This is a genomic window from Actinosynnema sp. NPDC049800, from assembly GCF_040656635.1.
GTDB lineage: Bacteria > Actinomycetota > Actinomycetes > Mycobacteriales > Pseudonocardiaceae > Actinosynnema.
The window spans coordinates 1-17,081 of the sequence record NZ_JBFAMT010000058.1; the positions used below are offsets into that span (position 1 = coordinate 1).

The 17,081-nt window shown below is 73.3% G+C and carries 13 protein-coding genes and 1 pseudogene; 5 read left to right on the forward strand and 9 right to left on the reverse strand.

Translation table 11 applies throughout. From position 1 onward, the window contains the following. Window positions 1–90 precede the first annotated feature (90 nt). The 8 genes and pseudogenes from AB0I91_RS37610 to AB0I91_RS37645 form a co-directional block, all read right to left on the reverse strand. Entirely contained in the window at window positions 91–2,913 is a 2,823-nt protein-coding gene (locus tag AB0I91_RS37610; RefSeq protein ID WP_499641124.1) for a TNT domain-containing protein, read from the reverse strand. An 83-nt stretch (window positions 2,914–2,996) separates the two neighbouring features. Then, entirely contained in the window at window positions 2,997–4,499 is a 1,503-nt protein-coding gene (locus AB0I91_RS37615; RefSeq protein ID WP_499641126.1) for a TNT domain-containing protein, read from the reverse strand. After that, window positions 4,496–5,008 carry a hypothetical protein gene (locus AB0I91_RS37620; protein ID WP_498782081.1) on the reverse strand — a complete coding sequence of 171 codons (513 nt, stop codon included), beginning with the start codon at window positions 5,006–5,008 and terminating at the stop codon, window positions 4,496–4,498. Before AB0I91_RS37620 ends, AB0I91_RS37615 begins: the two co-directional genes overlap by 4 nt. Next, the gene (locus AB0I91_RS37625; protein ID WP_499641159.1) at window positions 4,971–8,831 is read right to left on the reverse strand and encodes a glycohydrolase toxin TNT-related protein; all 3,861 of its coding nucleotides are present in this window, start codon (window positions 8,829–8,831) and stop codon (window positions 4,971–4,973) included. Before AB0I91_RS37625 ends, AB0I91_RS37620 begins: the two co-directional genes overlap by 38 nt. A gap of 455 nt (window positions 8,832–9,286) precedes the next feature. Further along, window positions 9,287–9,487, reverse strand: coding sequence for a hypothetical protein (locus tag AB0I91_RS37630; protein ID WP_498782105.1), 201 nt, complete (start codon window positions 9,485–9,487; stop codon window positions 9,287–9,289). A gap of 1,462 nt (window positions 9,488–10,949) precedes the next feature. Continuing rightward, window positions 10,950–11,339: pseudogene (locus tag AB0I91_RS37635) on the reverse strand (WXG100-like domain-containing protein); the annotation flags it as partial. An 11-nt stretch (window positions 11,340–11,350) separates the two neighbouring features. Further along, on the reverse strand, window positions 11,351–11,662 hold the full coding sequence (locus AB0I91_RS37640; RefSeq protein WP_230572357.1) for a WXG100 family type VII secretion target: 312 nt from the start codon (window positions 11,660–11,662) through the stop codon (window positions 11,351–11,353). Then, the gene (locus AB0I91_RS37645; RefSeq protein ID WP_499641128.1) at window positions 11,659–12,162 is read right to left on the reverse strand and encodes a YbaB/EbfC family nucleoid-associated protein; all 504 of its coding nucleotides are present in this window, start codon (window positions 12,160–12,162) and stop codon (window positions 11,659–11,661) included. Before AB0I91_RS37645 ends, AB0I91_RS37640 begins: the two co-directional genes overlap by 4 nt. 109 nt (window positions 12,163–12,271) lie before the next feature. Between AB0I91_RS37645 and AB0I91_RS37650 the strand changes: the two genes are divergently transcribed. From AB0I91_RS37650 to AB0I91_RS37665, 4 genes are read left to right on the forward strand one after another with little or no spacing between them, the layout of a single operon-like run. Then, a complete protein-coding gene (locus AB0I91_RS37650; protein ID WP_499618163.1) occupies window positions 12,272–13,480 on the forward strand; it encodes an MFS transporter in 1,209 nt (402 codons plus the stop codon). Continuing rightward, window positions 13,473–14,402, forward strand: coding sequence for a DMT family transporter (locus tag AB0I91_RS37655; RefSeq protein ID WP_499641130.1), 930 nt, complete (start codon window positions 13,473–13,475; stop codon window positions 14,400–14,402). The genes AB0I91_RS37650 and AB0I91_RS37655 overlap by 8 nt, the downstream gene beginning before the upstream one ends. Window positions 14,403–14,418: 16 nt before the next feature. Further along, window positions 14,419–15,267: a bifunctional methylenetetrahydrofolate dehydrogenase/methenyltetrahydrofolate cyclohydrolase gene (locus AB0I91_RS37660; RefSeq protein ID WP_053721596.1), complete on the forward strand. Its 849-nt coding sequence runs from the start codon at window positions 14,419–14,421 to the stop codon at window positions 15,265–15,267. 20 nt (window positions 15,268–15,287) lie between these two features. Next, window positions 15,288–15,581 (forward strand): DUF3017 domain-containing protein, encoded by a 294-nt coding sequence (locus AB0I91_RS37665; protein ID WP_230572409.1) that lies wholly within the window; start codon window positions 15,288–15,290, stop codon window positions 15,579–15,581. 79 nt (window positions 15,582–15,660) lie between these two features. On the opposite strand, the gene AB0I91_RS37670 is transcribed toward AB0I91_RS37665, so the two are convergent. After that, window positions 15,661–16,224: a TetR/AcrR family transcriptional regulator gene (locus AB0I91_RS37670; protein ID WP_498782090.1), complete on the reverse strand. Its 564-nt coding sequence runs from the start codon at window positions 16,222–16,224 to the stop codon at window positions 15,661–15,663. Between the two features lie 131 nt (window positions 16,225–16,355). Between AB0I91_RS37670 and AB0I91_RS37675 the strand changes: the two genes are divergently transcribed. Beyond that, entirely contained in the window at window positions 16,356–16,925 is a 570-nt protein-coding gene (locus AB0I91_RS37675) for a dihydrofolate reductase family protein (RefSeq protein ID WP_499641132.1), read from the forward strand. Window positions 16,926–17,081: the final 156 nt, after the last annotated feature.

Sequence of the window (17,081 nt, forward strand, 5' to 3'; positions counted from 1 at the left end):
CATACCGCTGTTGTATGTGGCCCATTCGGCCGTGCCCCCGGGAGCCGCCTCAGGCCCGACTATCGCGAACACGGACTTGTGAAACAGGCGCTAGTGGCCCGGGGCCTCCTGGCCCGCGACCTCGACCAGCACGCCGTCGGCGACCATGTCGTCGATCGTCTTCGGCATCAGGTAGGCCGTGCCGCCGCCGGGCTGCTCGAACCACGGCACGGCCACACCGGTCAGCACCTCGACCGGTCGGCGCAGCCGGTACACGTGGTACGGGCGGTTGATCCACGACGGCACCAGCGAGCGCTGCGCGAACGGAGTGCCCGCCGCGTAGACGAGGTTGCCCTCGCCCTCGCCGAAGCGGTCCACCTCCATGCCGGCGGGCAGCTCGACCATCGTCTTGTGCCGGAACAGGGTGAGCGGCGGTTCGCCGTTCATCGGGTTGATCGGCCACGACCGCTGGGGCTTGGGCTCCTGCGTCGACGTCGTGGCGCCCGACGGCTGGCCCGCGCCCTGCTGCTGGACCGGCGCGGGCGGTTCGACCGGCGGGCGCTGCGGCGGCGCGGGGCGGCGCGGCGGCTCCTCGCGGAACCCGTTGTTCATCGGCGGACGGGGGCGCTGCGGCGGCGGGGGCGGCGGCAGCGGGCGCGGCGGGCGGCGGCTGGTGAGCACCAGCTTGCCGGTCAGGTACGCGGCGGCGTCCTCCAGCCGGTCGAAGCGGACCGGGTTGGTCGGCCCGTGGTCGAACCACGACACCTCCCAGTCCGGGCCCTCGGTGCGCAGCAGCCAGGCGCGGTCGGCGGGCTCGCCGAACCGGTAGGCGGCGGGCGGCACGTCGAGCTCGTCCAGCGCGCGGCGGATGGACGAGAGCTCGCGCTCCTCTTCCGGCGTGACCTGGCGCGGCTCGGCCGGTGGCGGCGGCTGGACGGGCGGTGGCGGCGGTGGCGTCAGGCTCGGCGCGGGGGCCGCGGCCGGGCTCACGTCGTCGAACGGCCGCACGGCCTCGGCGAACTGCGTCGCCTGGTCGGCGAACGGCGGCGGCACCTGTTCCACGAACTGCGGCTGGTCGGCCGGTTCGGCGTGGGCCTCACGGTCCTCGTGGTGGTCGCGGTGCTCGTCGTGGTGGTCGTCGTGGGCTTCGCGGTGGTCGTGGTCGTCGAAGCGGGACTCGGGCTCGTCGTGCCGCTCTTCGTGCCGGTCGTCGGCGGCCTGCTCGGCGAACAGCGGCTCGTCGGGCTGGGTGAACGCCTGCTCGGCCGACTCCTCGAACCGGGTCTCGGCGCGGTCGGCGAAGCCCGGCTCCTCGGTGTGCTCCGGCGTGTAGAGGCGGGCCTGGTCGACCTCGAACTCGGCGGTGACCTCGGCCTCGTCGGCGGAGTGGCGGGCGTCGATTTCGGGCGCCTGCTCCTCGGCCGGCTGCGGCTCGTGCTCGGTCTGCTCGTGCTGGTGCGGGTCGTGCTGGTGCGGGTCGTGCTGGTGCGGGTCGTGCTGGTGCGGGTCGTGCTGGTGCGGTTCGTACGCCTGCTCGTGCTGCTGCTCGTAGACCGGCTCGTGCGACGGCTGCTCGTAGACCGGCTCCGGCTCGGCCTGGTCGTACGCGGGCTGGTCGTGCGGTGCGCGCTCGTGCGGCGCCTGGTCGTGCGCGGGCTCGTCGGTGACCGCCTCGACCTCGCCGGTCTCCTCGGCGGGCCCGGCCTCCGGTTCCTCGTCCGCGAACGGGCTCCAGGTCTGGGTCTCGTGGAGCTCGGGCTGGTCGTCGGCCTCCTCGCGCTCGTAGGCGCCCGGCGCGAACAGGTCCATCCCGTCCACGTAGGACTCGCGCCGGTACCGGTCGTCGATCACCGGGCCGTCCTCGTCGAACCGCACCCGGTACGGCGGGCCGTCCTGCGCGTACTCGATCACGTCCGGCTTGAGCTCGGTGAGGTTCGCCGTCCTCTCGACGTCCGCCGCCGCCTCGGCGGGCCGCGGCTCGTCGGCCGGCGGTTCGGGCAGCGACGCGACCACGGTGGCGCCCACCTCGACGGGCGGCTCGACCGGCGCGGGCGAGGGCTCGGCGACCGGCAGCTCGGTGCCCTGCGGCGCGGCCGGCGCGCCCAGGTTCGCCGCGGCGGCGACCCGGGCCTCCTCGGTCACCTCCGGCAGCACGAAGTCCAGCGCCTTGGCCCGCTCGACCAGCTCCGGCTCCGGCGGCACGCCGTAGGCGCGCAGGTAGTAGCCGACCGCGGCGGGCCAGATCCAGTGGCCGTCGGTCTGGAACGCCACCGGCACCACCGACGGCGCGTCCGGGTTGAGCACGTCCGCGTCGAACCCGCGCCCGATCACCGCGACCGGCGCCCGGTCCAGGTAGCTCAGCAGCAGGGCGTGGTCGGTCTCGGCGATCGGCGGCCGGTTGACCGAGGGCCGACCGCCGGGACCCGCGCCGTCGAACACCCGGGCCGTGCGGAACGCGCGGGGCGGCGCCGCCTGGTCGACGGGCGGCGGCGGCGGGGGCGGCGCCTGCTGGAGCCGTCGCCGCAGCCAGTCCGGCACGTTCTCGTCGGTGCGCGGGAAGAACCGCATCTCGTCCAGGTACGCCTGCGGCGGCGGTGGCGTGGTCCAGGACGGCTCGGCGCGGTCGAAGTCGAGGTTGTAGCTGGACGGGTGGTCAAGCTGGTAGCGGGCGTTGGACCAGCTGCCCCGGCCGTCCCGGTACATGCCCGCGCGCAGCCGCGAGAACAGCCCGGCCACCTCCTGGGGCGGCGACCAGGCGCGCAGGGCGCCGTCGACGGTGCGCACCTCGGCGGCCAGCTCGAAGTACCGGCCGGTCGCGCGGTACTCCGCGGTCACGTGCCGCCACTCCTCCGGCGCGGCCCGCATCAGCGTCAGGCCGATCTGCTTGACCAGCGCATCCTGCTCGGTCGGGTTCAGCGGCTTCAGCTCGGACACGTGCAACATCTTCCCCCGCGACTCCCAGTGCCCGCACGGGCCCCCGCTGAGCCGAACGGAGTAATGACGCCACGCGACCGTGCCTAGACGCCCGGTTGCGGCTGCTGCATCGCCGCCGCGGCCACTTCGACCAGGCTCCCGTCGGCCAACAGGTCACGCACGGAGGCGGCCAGGAAGTAGCCCGTTCCGCCCCCGACTTGCCCGAACCACGGCACCGCGATGCCCTTGAGGGCGGGCACCGGCTTCTGCACCCGGTACACGTGGTAGCGACGGTTCAGCCAATCCGGTGGCAACGATCGGTGGCCGAACATGGTCCCGGCGGTGTAGACGAGGTTGCCCAGCTCCGCGCCGAACCGGTCGAGCTCGGCCCCGACCGGGATGACCACGTTCTCGCGGTCGCGGAACAGCGACAGCGGCGGCTCGTCGGGCATGGGCTGGATGTCCGCGACCGGCAGCACCAGGGCGCCGGTGTCCGCCGCCGCGCGCGTGCGGTCCAGGTCGGCCCGCCACAGCAGCTCGGCCAGCAGCACCTTCGCCGCGTCCACGGCGTGCTCGTACACGCGCGGCCGACCGTGCGGTCCGCGGCTCGCGTCCCAGAACTGGACCTGCCAGCCGGACCGGCCCGGCGCCGGCTCGATGACGAACGCGTCGGGCTTCGGCTCGAGGATCCCGTACTCCGACTCGTCGACCCCGAAGTGGTCCAGCCGCTCCTTGAGGTGGTCGAGCGCGCGCCGGTCGACCTCGGTGATCACGCGCGGCTCGTGCTCGGGCAGCGGCGCGCCCTCGGCCTGCCCGGTGGCGACGGCGACGGCCGCCTGCTCGGCCTCGGCGGCGACCGGCGGCACGGTGTAGCCGTTGTCCCGGATGTGCTGCACGAGCTGCGGCACCGGCGGCACGTGGTGGTTGCGCAGGTAGTACGCCACCCCGCCGGGCCACACCCACGTGCCGTCGGTGTGGAAGGACAGCGGCACGGACGGCGTGGCTTCCGGCTTGAGCGCGTCGGGGCCGTAGGAGCGCGCGGCCAGCACGACCGGCGCGCGCTCCAGGTAGGCCAGCACGTCGTCCAGCTCCTGCGGGTGCACGGCCGGCCGGTCGTGCACCGTCGGGTCGGGCCCGTCGAACAGCGGCGCGGCGATCACGGTGCTCCGGGCCGGGCCGAGGCCCGCGCGTTCGCGGAGCCAGGCCGGGATCGCGTCGTCGTCGCGCGGGTAGAGCTCCAGCTCTTCGGCGTAGTGCCGCTCGGGGGGCGGCTGGGTCCAGTCCGGCTCGGCGTCCCGGTCGAACTCGGCGGAGTACGTGTCGGGGTGCACGAGGTGGAGCTTGAGCGTGAACCACGTGCCGTGGCCCGGTCGCGCCATGCCGTCGCGCAGCTGCACGAAGAACGGCAGCGCCTCCGGCGGCAGCTCCCAGTCGAACGACGAGCCGTACATGGTCAGCCCGGAGACCTGCGTCTCCACGTAGCGGCCCGTCATCCGGAAGTCGACGAACAGCTGCTCCCAGTCGCCGGGCAGGCGCTGCACCAGCAGGGTGGTGACGGAGCCGAGGATCGCGTTCTGGTCCTCGACGTCCAGCTGCGGTGCGGTCATGCGTTCTGCTCCTCGGTACTTGCTTCCTCCGGGCGGGTTCCGCCCTGGTGAGCGTCCTCGCTCGCCTCGGCCAGCTTGGCGCGCAGCCAGTCGGGGATGAAGGCCTCGTCGCGGGGGAAGGCCTGGAGGTCACGGGCGAAGTCCGCGGCGGGCACCTCCGGGGTGAACCGCGGGTCGTGGTCGAAGTTGTAGGTGATGTCGATGTGGACCGGCGCGTTCACCACGCACCGGGCGGAGAACCACGTGCCGCGGCCCGGCTGGTACAGCACCTGCCGCATCTCCTGGAACGCGGCGTGCAGCCCTTCCGGCGGCATCACCTCGGGGGTGGTGCGGTCGGGCATGTAGACCTTCAGCGTCGCGTCCTGGACGGCCACGGTCATCCGCACCAGCAGGTCGATCCGCCGGAAGCCGTCCGGAGCAGCGTCCAGCAGCATGCCGCCGATGTGCTGGAGCAGCTCGTCGTGGCGCTGCTCAGAACCCGGCCGGCCAGAGGGCTGCGTTGTGCTCATTCGGGTAGCTCCTGACGTAGATCTCGGTCGTGCCGTCGGCGAGCGTCACACGCCACCGCGTCTGGTAGGTGTGGGGGTGGCGTTGCAGCGGGTCGCGCAGGGCGAACGTGTCGATCATCTCGACCGTACCGCCGGACTTCAGGAACTTCGCGCGGTCCCGCTCCATCCGGTGCCACGTCTCGGCGGTGGCGAACGCCGGGCGCCCGTTGCCCTGGTTCTGGTCGCGCTGCTGGCTCGACTGGTTCGCCGCCTCGCCGGGGCCGCCGGTCTCGTTGCCCTGGTGGTGCCCGCCGTCGGACAGCTTCTTGCCGTCCGCGTCGACCTCGCCGTGACTGCCGACGTCGGTCTGGGCGCTGCCGTCGCGCCGGATCGCGCCGCCGGACCTCAGGTCGGGCCGGCCGGTCGTCGCGACCGTCTCGCCGTCGCGGTTCGTGCGACCGCGCCACGCGTCGTTGTCGGCGACCAGCACCGCGTTGGGCAGCGGGTTGTTCAGGTCCGGGCTGAACGGCCGGAACGTGTGCACGTGCGAGGCCGCGCCGTCCGGGCCGGTCTGGAACGTGCCGTAGCCCTGCTTCTTGTGGTCGTCGAGCACGAACCGGGTGTCCGGCGGCAGGTCGGCGCGGCCGGCGAACGGGTCGGCGTTGGAGAACGGCCTGGTCACGGCGGCGCGCTGCTCGGGCGTCCAGCCGCTGGTGTCGCCGCTGACGACGTTCACCGAGTAGACGTAGCCGTCGTCGGTCTTGGTCCGCCGCATGGCCAGCTCGACCTCGCCGTTGGCGGGCGCCGGCCAGCTCTGGGTCGGGTGCTGGGCCTTGCCCAGGCCGTAGAAGCCGTCGGAGGTGACCTCGGCGTGCGACGGCGCCCGGGTGATCTCGGTGTTGACCCGGCTGCGCTGGCCCGAGTGGGTGTCCTCGAAGACCACGTGGCCGGACTCGTCGGTGAGGAACCGGCCGCGGTGCTGGCCGTGCTCGTCGGTGACGAGGTACTCGGTGCTGGGGTCGTGCACCTGGCCGGGCCGGCTGAACGGCTCGCCCTGCCCGAGGTCGGTGACCGGGGCCTGCCTGGTCGTGGTCGGCTCGGTGCGCTCGACCGCGTGCTGCGGGTGGCCCTCGGCGTTGGTGGTGAACTCCTGGTGCAGGGGTCCGCGGTCGATGTTGTAGTTCGTGCCCTGAGAGGTGTGCTGGACCTCGGGGTTGCGGACGTCGGTGGACAGGTAGTCCGGCGCGGCCACCCACCTCGGCTTGCCGTCCGCGTCGGTCTGCACCGTGCCGCGGTAGGTGCCCTCGGTGTCGTGGACCTCCATCCGCGTGTTCGGCGGGAGGTCGGTGCGCGCGGTGAACGCCTCGTCCGGTCTGGGCGCGAGCGGGTGGTCGCGGTCGATCGCCTGCCGGCCGTTGGCTGGCTCGGGGATCGGCTCGATGATCACCGCGCGGTCGATCGTGACGGACCGGTCGCCGATCTTGATCGTGTCCTGGGTGGTCTGGCGGGTGCCGTCGGCGTTGGCCACGAACACGTCGTGCCGGTGGCCGACCTCGACGCGGTAGTGGGCGTTCGGCGCGGGGTGGCGGACCTCGGGGTTGTCGCCGTGGCGGGTGTTCGGCGCGATGGCGTCGACGTGGACGTTGCCGTCGGCGTCCACGTGCACGACGGTGCGGACGTTGCCGTCCTCGCCCTGGACCGTGATCCGGGTGTCGCGCGGCAGGTCCTGGCCGGTGTGGAAGAACGACTGGTCGTCGCGCAGCCGGACGTGCTGCTCGTTGGCGGTCTCGGGCGCCGTCCACGGCTGCTGGACCTGCGGCTCGATGTCGAGGCGGCCGCGGTGCTCCTGGCCGTCGGTGGCGAGGTCGCCCCTGGGCTCGTGGCCGGGCGGCATGCCGTGCTCGCCGGTCGGCGCGTGCGTGCCGTCGGGCTCGAACGCGTGCCAGCCGCCGTCGGGCGGGAGCTTCGGGCCGGTGCCGGACTCGTTCGGCGTGCTGGCGTAGACGTTGCCGTCGCGGTCGGACCAGGCCAGGGTGTCCGGCGCGATGACCCGCTGGCCGGTCTCGCGGGCGACGTGCGCGGCCAGGCTGTTCTCGCCGCCCGCGCCCGCGTCGCAGCCGACGAACACGATCGGCCGGTCGGCGAGGTCGGGGTGGTTGTTGATCAGCTCGACCAGCTCGGCGCGGGTGTAGTGCGTGTCGCCGATGCGGACGCCGTCGCCGTCGGTGTGGATGTCGAGGACGACGTGGTCGTCGTTGGCCGGGATGCGGCTCGACAGGTCGCGCAGGCGGTCCTCGGTGTGCAGCGCGACGCCCGAGTCGGTGACCTGGCTGTTGCGGATCGCCTGGTCGACGCGCTGGGACACCTCGCCGATCGGGATCGGTCCCTGGTGCGCGACCGGGCCGAGGTCGGGGTTCGGGGTGAGGGTCGCGGGCGGGTCGGCCGGGGTGTAGCCGTCGAACGCGCCGTTCCGCGCGTCGGCGACGGTGACCGGGTCGGGTGTGCGGACGTTGCCGTCCTGGTCGAACGTGCCGAAGTCGGGCGGCAGCACGCGACCGTCGGCGGGCGGCACGTCGACCTCGTGCAGGACGCCCAGGTCGATCAGGCGCTGGACGCTCATCTTGCCCGTGGCCGGGTCGGCGAGGGCCGCGTCGAGGACGGGTTGGAGCTGGCGCGCGCCGCCGTTCTGGTCGAAGGCGGGTGCGACCGGGGCCAGCTCGACGGTGAGGGGGGCGTCCAGGACGTAGACGTGGTAGCCCTTGCCGAGGCTGTCCGGCATGATCGCGCGCTCGCCGAACCCGTAGGCCTGGCCGTCCGGGCGCAGCGGGGAGAGGAAGTCGCCGTTGGGGCTGCCGAACCGGTCGAGGACGGTGCCGGCGGGCAGTTCCACGACGACCCGCGGGCCGTCCGCGCCCTGGTTCGGCGGCCAGTCGATGCTGCCGTCGGGCTTGGAGTGGGCGTCGCGGAACGACTGGTAGTCGCCGTACGGGCCGTAGGGCTGGTAGGTCGGCTCGATGAGGGCGGCGGCGCGTTGGTCGTACGTGCCGACGGACTGGTCCGTGGGGCCGGTGCTCTCGTGGACGGGGACGTAGGGGCCGTCGTGGGAGAAGCCGGGGACGACGCCTGCGGGCTGGCCCCAGACGTTCTTCTGGGGGAACGGATCCGCGGCGGTGCCGGTATCCGCGCCGGTATCCGCGCCGGTCGTGTCGGTCTTCGCGTCGGTGTCGGTGCCGGTGCCGGTGTCGGTCTCGGCGGGCCACTCGTGGCTGGACGCCGGGGTGTGCTCGTCGCCGGGTTCGCCGACCAGGTCGTTCGGCGTCTCGGTGCTTTCGGTGTCGGGGGTGCTGTCGGTGTCCGGCGTGCTGTCGGTGGGGTCGGGCGACGTGCTGTCCGGCGGCGTGCTGTCGACCGGGGCGCTGTCCGGCTTGGGCCCGTCCGTGGAGGGCGTGGGGCCGTCGGTGGCCGGGGTCGGGCCGCTGGTCGGCGGCGTCGGGCCGTCCGTGCCGCGAGCGGCGGGAGCGGGGCCGTCGGTGCGGTGCGGAGCCGTCGGCGGCTGGGAGGTAGCAGGCTGGGAGGTAGCAGGCGGGGCGGTAGCCGGCTGGGCCGAACGTGCCGCCGGCTCCGGCCCGCGCGTCGGCGCGGAAGCGTCCGGCCGGACCGGTGCTCCGGGTTGCGGACCGGCGGGCGCGGGTCCGCCGGGCTGCGGGCCGAACCCACCAGGCTGCGGACCGAACCCACCGGGCTGCGGCGCGGGCGCGGACGTCTGCGGCGGAGCGGTGGACGCGGGCCCGCGCTGCTCGGGCAACGCCCCGGGACCGGTCGCGGGCAACGGCTGAACCGGCATCCCGGTCAAGGAACTGGCACTGACGGAGTCGTGCCCGCGCCCGTTCTGATCCCGGCCGGAAGGCGAGCCGGACGACGCGGGAGGAGCGGGAGGTGCGGGAGGATCGGCCACGAAGCCACTGGCCGCGGGCGCGGCAGCCCCACGCCCACCACCGGGCGCACCGCCGGCCGGAGGCGCGACACCGCCGGCCGCACCCGCCATCGGCGCACCAGCCGCCGGAGCCCCAGTCGCCGGAGCCCCAGTCCCGGCCCCCGCGGCGGGAGCTGCCCCACCGGCCGCCGGACCACCACTGCCGCCCACCACCGGCGCGGAACCGGCAGGCGCGGAACCCGAAGGCGCAGAACCCGAAGGTGCGGATCCAGGCGTCGGCCCACCAGGCATCGACCCACCGGACACCGACCCACCAGGCGTAGATCCACCGGGCATCGACCCGCCGAGCGGCATCCCACCCGCGATCACACCGCCGGCAACAGCCCCGCCGGCCAGTGCCCCACCAACAGGCGCACCACCCGGGACCGGACCACCAGCAGCCGGACCACCAGCAACCCCGCCACCGGGCACCGACCCACCAGGCAGTGCGCCACCGGGCGTCGCCCCACCGGGAACCGCTCCAGGCGTCGGCCCACCCGGCACAGAGCCACCAGGCGTCGATCCACCCGGCGTGGCACCGCCGGGCAAAGCACCGCCAGGCACAGCTCCGCCAGGAACCGGCCCACCAGCGGTCGAGCCGCCGGGAGTGGACCCACCGGGCACCGGGCCGCCCGGCGTCCCACCCGGCGTCGACCCGCCGGGCAGCGAGCCGTTAGGGACAGGCCCGCCGGCCGTCGCACCGCCCGGCGTCTGCCCACCAAGAGACGAACCACCGAGCGCCGAACCACCAGGCGTGCCACCGCCCGGCACACCGCTACCCGGCGCACCGATCCCCGGCATCCCCGCACCAGGCGTCGGACCGCCGTGACCCTGCCCGCCGGGAGTCGTCCCACCGAACGGAGAACCACCCGGCACAGACCCACCCGCGGCGGGCACACCGGGCATCGCCCCACCCGGCCGGAGACCAGGCGCGGCGGACGCGCTGTGAGGCGTCGCGGCAGGAGCGGCGGTAGCGGCGGGAGCAGCGCTCAACCCGCTCGGCGGACCGCCGGCCGTGCCCGGCGCGAACGCCGGACCACCAAGCATCCCACCGGGCATCCGGGCAGGGGCAGCACCCGGCGTCGAACCAGGAGCCGAACCGGGAGCCGAGCCAAGAGCAGGACCGCCGGGCGCGCTGCTCGGGGCCGGTCCACCGGGAGCCGTCCCGAGCCGACTGCCGATCGACGGCCCCGTCCCACCACCACCGGGTGACGTCGGCACCGACGCGCCGCTGCGCCCACCGGACGTCCCGGGACCGTTGAAGGCCGACGGCACCGGAGCACCACCAGGCGAAGACCCGGCGGACTCACCACCGACCGAAGGCGGCGCGCTGACCCTCGGCCCGGGCGCGGGCGGTGCGGCCACGGACGAAGCCGCAGTCGTCCCGGCGGGCGGCCGGTTCAAGCCGTCACGGTTCACCGGCGGCCCACTCGGCGAACCTCCGGGCACACCACCGGGCACACCACCGGGAACGCCGCCCGGCGTCGGCCCGAGGTTCGGCGGCCCGCCGTCCGGTCCGCCGGCGTTCACCCGCGGCGGCTCGACGGAGATCCCGTCCTTGGCGCCGCCGATCCCACCGGACACCGCACCGGCCGACGCGCCCATCAGCACGTCCCGCGCCGAGATGTCCTGCCCCATCACGGCCGCCGTGCCCACGGTGGACACCGCGCCCTCGACCGCACCGCGCGTCGCGCCGACCGCCACCTGCCCGGCCAGCCCGCCGCCCTCGAACTTCAGCCCGCCCGACACCCCGCCGACCAGCCCGGACACCGCGCCCGAGACCGCCGCCTCGGTGGTCTTGCCCCAGTCCCACGACTCGCGGTCGCCGCGCGCCACCTGGATCGCCTGGATGGCCGCGTCGATGCCGACCGAGATCGCGACCTCCTTGAGGATCGCGATGATCAACTGCCGGAACGTGAACTGCACGATCAACCGGGTCGCCTGCTGCGCGATCGGGATGCCCGCCGTCGTCGCGCCGAACGTGCCGAACGCCGCGGCGATCAGCGCGGCGATCTCGATCGCCAGCGCGATCAGCGACGCGATGATCGACAGCTTGGTGTACTCCACCTCCAGCGCGGTGTTGTCGCAGCTGTCCGCCAGCTGCTCGCAGATCTTCTGCAGCTTCGGCAGGTAGGAGTCGTCGCCCGCGGAGAACTTCTTCCAGTACTCCTCGAACGCCTTGACGGCCTCGCCGGTCTGGCTCGCGTACACGGTGGACGCCGCGCCGTTGCCCTCGTCGATGACCGACTTCACGCCTTGCGCGGCCGTGCGGTAGGCGTCGGCCATCCGCCGAAGCGCCGTCTCGTCACCCTCCGGCCAGCTCTGCCCGACCACGATCGGGAAGAGCCAGGTGACCTCGCCCGGGATCTCGATGCCCACCGCAGTGCCCCTCAGTAAGTCCGGGAGATCCCGGTCGCGTTGCCCTGGTCGGAACCCTCGTAGGCATCGGCGGTCTGCTCCACGCCGGTGCGGATGTCGGCAAGGGCCGTGGCGAGGTTGCCGAAGGCCTCCAACGTCGCCTGCGAATTCGGCACGTACTCCTTGGCGAACGCCTGCCCGGACTCGTCGCCGCCCCAGCACTGGCCCTCGGCCTGCAACGCCGAGCTCAACGCCTGCAGCACGCCACCCAGCGAATCACCCGCCGCACCGAACTGACCCGCGCCTCGGCGCAGGCCGGACACGCTGACGTCGAACCCGCTCACCAGCCACTCCTGTCCATGATGGTGTCGCCGTCGTCATCGTCGGACCGCGGCGCGGGACGACGCGGCTGCGTCGACGGCTGCGGCACGACGGGCGGCTGGGGGATGAGGTCGGCCAGGGACGGCACGCCGGGCAGCATCTCCGACAGGTCGATGCTCAGGCCTGCCTGCGCGGGCGCGAGCACCTCGTTCAGCTCGGTCCTGGCCTTGGCCACGGCCTGCTGCACGGTCTCGGCGGTGAGCCGGGCCAGCTTGTCGGGCGTGGTGCGCTCGAACGCGTTGGCGGAGAACTCCAGGGACGTCAACGCGCCGGCGGAGTCGACGGTGGCGCGCACGGAGCCGTCCTTGGACACCGCGGTCGCCGTGATCGCCATGGCCTGCGCCTGCGTCTCGCGCAGCTCGTCGGTCTTCTTCCGCAGCTCGGCCAGGAGGGAGTCGACCTGCTCGCGCATGGCCGCGTTCCGCGCCTCCAACTCGGCGCGTCGTCCTGTCGGATCGGTCACAGCGGTCCCCTCGTGAGCGCTCTCCAGAGGTGCTGACGCTAACCGAGGCCCACGGGTTCCCGCGGATATTCGGCGGTGGGTTGTCGGTGCGTGCGGGCAGAGTGTCACCGTGCTCCGTCCGTACCGGGAACTCGCCGCGATACCCCACTTGCCGTGGCTGCTGCTGTGGTCGATGGTCGGCCGCATCCACCTGCCGGGCACGCCGCTGGCGGTGTCGTTCCTGATAGCTGGGTGGACGGGGTCGTACGCGCTGGCCGGTGTGGTCGGCGGCGCGTTGACGCTGGGCATGGGTGTGGCGGGCCCGCTGCGGGGCCGTGCCGCGGACCGGAGCCCGGCCGGGCGGCTGCTGCTGGTCACTTCGGCCGGCTACGGCGTCGGCATCGCGGTGCTCGGCGTGCTGCCCGCCGTCACGCCCGGCGGGGCGTGGCCGTTGGCGGTGGTGGTGGCGTTCCTGACCGGGCTGTCCACGCCGCCGGTGACGGCGATGAGCCGGGCGAGCTTCCCCCGGCTGGCGACGGGACCCGCGCAGTCGGCGGTGTTCACCGTCGAGGCGTCCATGCAGGAGGTCATGTACATCGTCGGTCCCGCGCTGGCGGCGACCGTGGTGGCGGTGTGGAACGCGCAGGTCGCGCTGTGGCTGTGCGGCGCGCTGGCGGTGCTCGGCGCGCTCGGCTTCGGCGGCGCGCTGCGACGGGCCGGGCTGGACCGCCCGGTGGCGCGTGAGGCCGCACCCGGTGGGCGGACGCTGCTGCGCGACGGTTCGCTGGCGTTGGCGCTGCTGACGGCGCTGTTCCTGGTGGCGTCGCTCGTGACGATCGACATGGTGATCATCGCGTGGGCACGTGACCTGGGCAGACCCGCGATGGCCGGTGTGCTGACGGCGGTGTGGGGCGTCGGGTCGGTCCTCGGCGGGCTGATCGCGGGCGGGCTCGTCGGGCAGGCCAGGTTCACGCGGCGGATGCTGGTGATGGCGCTGGGCATCGCACCGCTGGTGCTGGTGCTGCCACCGGTGCTCGACCCGTCGTCGGTGTGGTTGATCGGTGCGGTGCTGGGGGTGGGGGGCATGGCGATCGCGCCCGCCATCGCGGCCAACAACCAGCGGATCAGCGGGCTCGCGCCGGACGAGCGCAAGGCCGAGGCGTTCGGCTGGATGGGCACGTTCACCACGGCGGGCTCGGCGTTGGCGCTGCCGGTGGCCGGGTCGCTGCTGGACCACTTCGGGCCGGCCGCGGCGGCCGGTGCGAGCACGGTGGCGGCGTTGGTCGGCGCGTTCCTGGCGAGCCGGGTGCGCGAGCGGGAGGCAGTGCGGGTTGGGTGACCGGGTTCGGCTGGTCGGTGCGCTGCTCGCGTTCGTCGGCGGGGCGTTCCTGGCTGTTCAGGGGCGGTTGAACGGCGAGCTGGGGCACGTGTTCGGCGACGGGTTCCTGGCCGCGCTGGTGTCGTTCGGCGGTGGGTTCGCGCTGTTGCTGCTCGGCGTGCCGACGACGGCGGCGGGGCGGGCCGGGCTCGGTCGGCTGTGGTCGTCGCTGCGGGACGGGCGGATCCGCTGGTGGCAGTGCGTCGGCGGCGCGTGCGGGGCGTTCTTCGTGTCCACGCAGGGGTTGACGGTCGCGGCGCTCGGCGTGGCGGTGTTCACGGTGGCGGCGGTGGGCTCGCAGGCGGTGAGCAGCCTGCTGGTGGACCGGGCGGGCATCGGTCCGGCCGGGCGGGTGGCGTTGACCTGGCCGCGGGTGGCCGGTGCGGCGTTGGCGGTGGTGGCGGTCGCGGTGGCCGTGTCGGACGAGGCCGGTGACCCGTCGGCGTTGTGGCTGGCGCTGCTGCCCGCGCTGGGCGGGTTCGGGCTCGGCTGGCAGCAGGCGGTGAACGGGCTGGTGCGCGAGGCGGCGCAGAGCACGCGCGTGACCACGCTGATCAACTTCGGCACCGGGACGGTGGTGCTGCTCGTCGTGTGCGCGGTCGACGTGGCGGTGCGCGGGCTGCCCACGGCCGCGCCGAGCGAGCCGTGGTTCTACGCGGGCGGGGCGCTCGGGGTCTGCACCATCGGCTCGGCCGTGCTGGCCGTGCGGTGGCTGGGCGTGCTGCTGGTCGGGCTGTGCCAGGTCGCCGGGCAGCTCGTCGGCGCGCTCGCGGTGGACGTCGTGGCTCCCGCCGCAGGTGAGCACGTGTCCGTGCTCGCGCTGGTCGGCACGGCGTTGACGCTGCTGGCCGTGGTGGTCGCCGCGTTGCCCGGCCGGCGGTGATGAGAGGATGAGGCACGTGACTGCGACGATCCTCAACGGCAGGGCCACCCGGGACGCGATCTTCGAAGACCTGCGCGCGCGGGTCGGCGCGTTGCGCGAGCGGGGGGTGACGCCGGGGCTGGCCACCGTGCTGGTCGGTGACGACCCGGGCTCGCACTCGTACGTGCGGGGCAAGCACCTGGCGTGCGAGAAGGTCGGCATCACGTCGATCCGCCGCGACCTGCCCGCGGACACCACGCAGGCGCAGCTGGAAGAGGTCATCGACGAGCTGAACGCCGACCCGGCGTGCACCGCGTACATCGTGCAGCTGCCGCTGCCCAAGCACCTCGACCCGAACCCGATCCTGGAGCGCATCGACCCGCGCAAGGACGGCGACGGCCTGCACCCCGTGAACCTGGGCAAGCTGGTGCTCGGTGACGAGGCCCCGCTGCCCGCCACCCCGCGCGGCGTGGTCGAGCTGCTGCGGCGGTACGACGTGCCGCTGTCGGGCGCGAACGTCACCGTCGTCGGTCGCGGGGTGACGGTCGGGCGTCCGATCGGGCTGCTGCTGACCAGGCGTTCGGAGAACGCCACCGTGACGTTGTGCCACACCGGCACGAAGGACCTGGCCGCCGAGGTGCGGCGGGCGGACATCGTCGTCGCGGGCGCGGGCAGCCCCGGTCTGATCACCGCGGACATGGTGAAGCCCGGCGCGGCCGTGGTCGACGTCGGCATCACGCGCACCGAGGCGGGGTTGGTGGGCGACGTTCACCCGTCCGTGGCCGAGGTGGCGGGTTTCCTGGCGCCGATCCCGGGTGGCGCGGGTCCGATGACCATTGCGATGCTGCTGACCAACACGGTCGAGGCAGCCGAGCGCACGGCCTGAGGCGGGAAGCGGTGGAGTTGTTGCCGGAGCAGCGCTGGCGGTCCGCGGCGGGCAAGCACCTGCCGTTCGCGCTGGTGCTGGTGGTGGTGGGGCTCGGTCTCGTGCGGATCGTCCAGTACCACTGGCGGCAGGGCGCGGTGCTGATCGGCGTCGCGCTGCTGGTCGCGGCGCTGCTGCGAGTCCTGGTGACGGACGAGCAGGCCGGGCTGATCGCGATCCGGGGGCGCAGCGTGGACGCGCTGCTGTACTCGGGGCTGGGCTTTGCGGTGATCTTCGTGGCGATGACCATCATCGGTGGTCCGCTGGATCGGTGACCTGGGCCGGGCGGGCTTGGTCAGGTTCGTTCGGTTCGTTCGGCTGGGTTCGTTCGGTTCGTTCGGCTGGGTTCGTCGGTCAGGTTCGGTCGACCAGTGCTGTGATCAGCTCGGTCATCTCCTCTGGCGGAAGCACGTCGGGCAGGGTCAGGTGCTCCACCATCAGGCCGCTCATCGCCAGGTAGAGCGAGACGACGGTGGTGCGGTCGCCGGGTAGGCCCGCGTCCAGGTGGAAGCGGACGTTCTGCTCCAGGTTCTCGCTGATCGTCCTGGTCAGCGCGGCCTGGAGCTCGGGGCGCCTGGTGGCTTCGAGTCTCAGTTCCAGCAGGGCCAGGTAGCCCGTGCGGTCGACTTGGAGCCGTTCCAGCAGTTCTTGCAGCAGGCGCACCACGAGGCTCTTGTCCGGTGGCGCGTCCATCGTCCTGGCCAGCCTCTGCGCGTCCGGTGTCAGCCGGACGTGGATGTGCTCGCCGACCTGTCGCAGCAAGTCGTCGCGGCTGGTGAAGTAGTTCGACGCGGTGCCGTTGGGCACCCCCGCCTCCTGGTCGACGGCACGGAACGTCAGCCCTCGCGCGCCCTCGCGCGCCAGCACCTCGATCGCCGCGTCGACCAGCGCCATTCGCCTGTTCGGGTTGCGCACCACGGTTCCTCCTTGACAACCACTCCGGGCATAGTACTACAGTCGGAGCACTACGGGTGGAGTGGTTGTCGCTGCGTCCGTGCCGAGCCCGTGAACCAGGAACCCCGGAACCAGGAACCCAGGAGGAATCCACCATGCGAACCCTGACCTACTTCGTCGCGACCTCGCTCGACGGCTTCATCGCGGACCCGAAGGGTGGTTTCGGCGACTTCCTGTTCGAAGGCGACCACATGACCGCCCTGGTCGAGGAGTACCCCGACACGCTGCCCGCGCAGGCTCGCGAGGCCATGGGCATCGACGCGCCCAACCAGCACTTCGACACGATCCTCATGGGTCGCGCCACCTATCAAGTGCCAGGAGGACTACCGAGTCCCTACCCACACCTGCGCCAGTACGTGGTGTCGTCACGGCTGAGCACGACGCCCGAGGACGTGCAGGTGGTGACGGATCCGCTGGCCAAGGTGCGTGAACTGAAGGAAGAGTCGGACGGTCTGGGCATCTGGCTGTGCGGAGGAGGCAGGTTGGCCGCCGGCCTGCTGCCCGAGATCGACGAACTGGTGCTCAAAATTCACCCGATTGTACTGGGTAAGGGCATCCCCCTGTTTGCGGGCGAGTTCTCCACTGCGCGATTCGCCAAGGCGTCGACCAGAGTTTTCGACTCGGGGGTGGTGTTTGCTTCGTATGCCAAGGTGGATGGCGTCTGAGCTGCGATTGAGGTTCCGGTTCAGTTTTCAGCTTGATGCCCGGCTTGGGTTCGGCTCGATTTGACATGGGGCCCTTACGGGCACCCCAGGCAGGCCAAAGCCGGGCAGGCCTGGCGGGAAAAGCGTCCGCCAAGCCTGCCCGGCTTCGACCAGCCT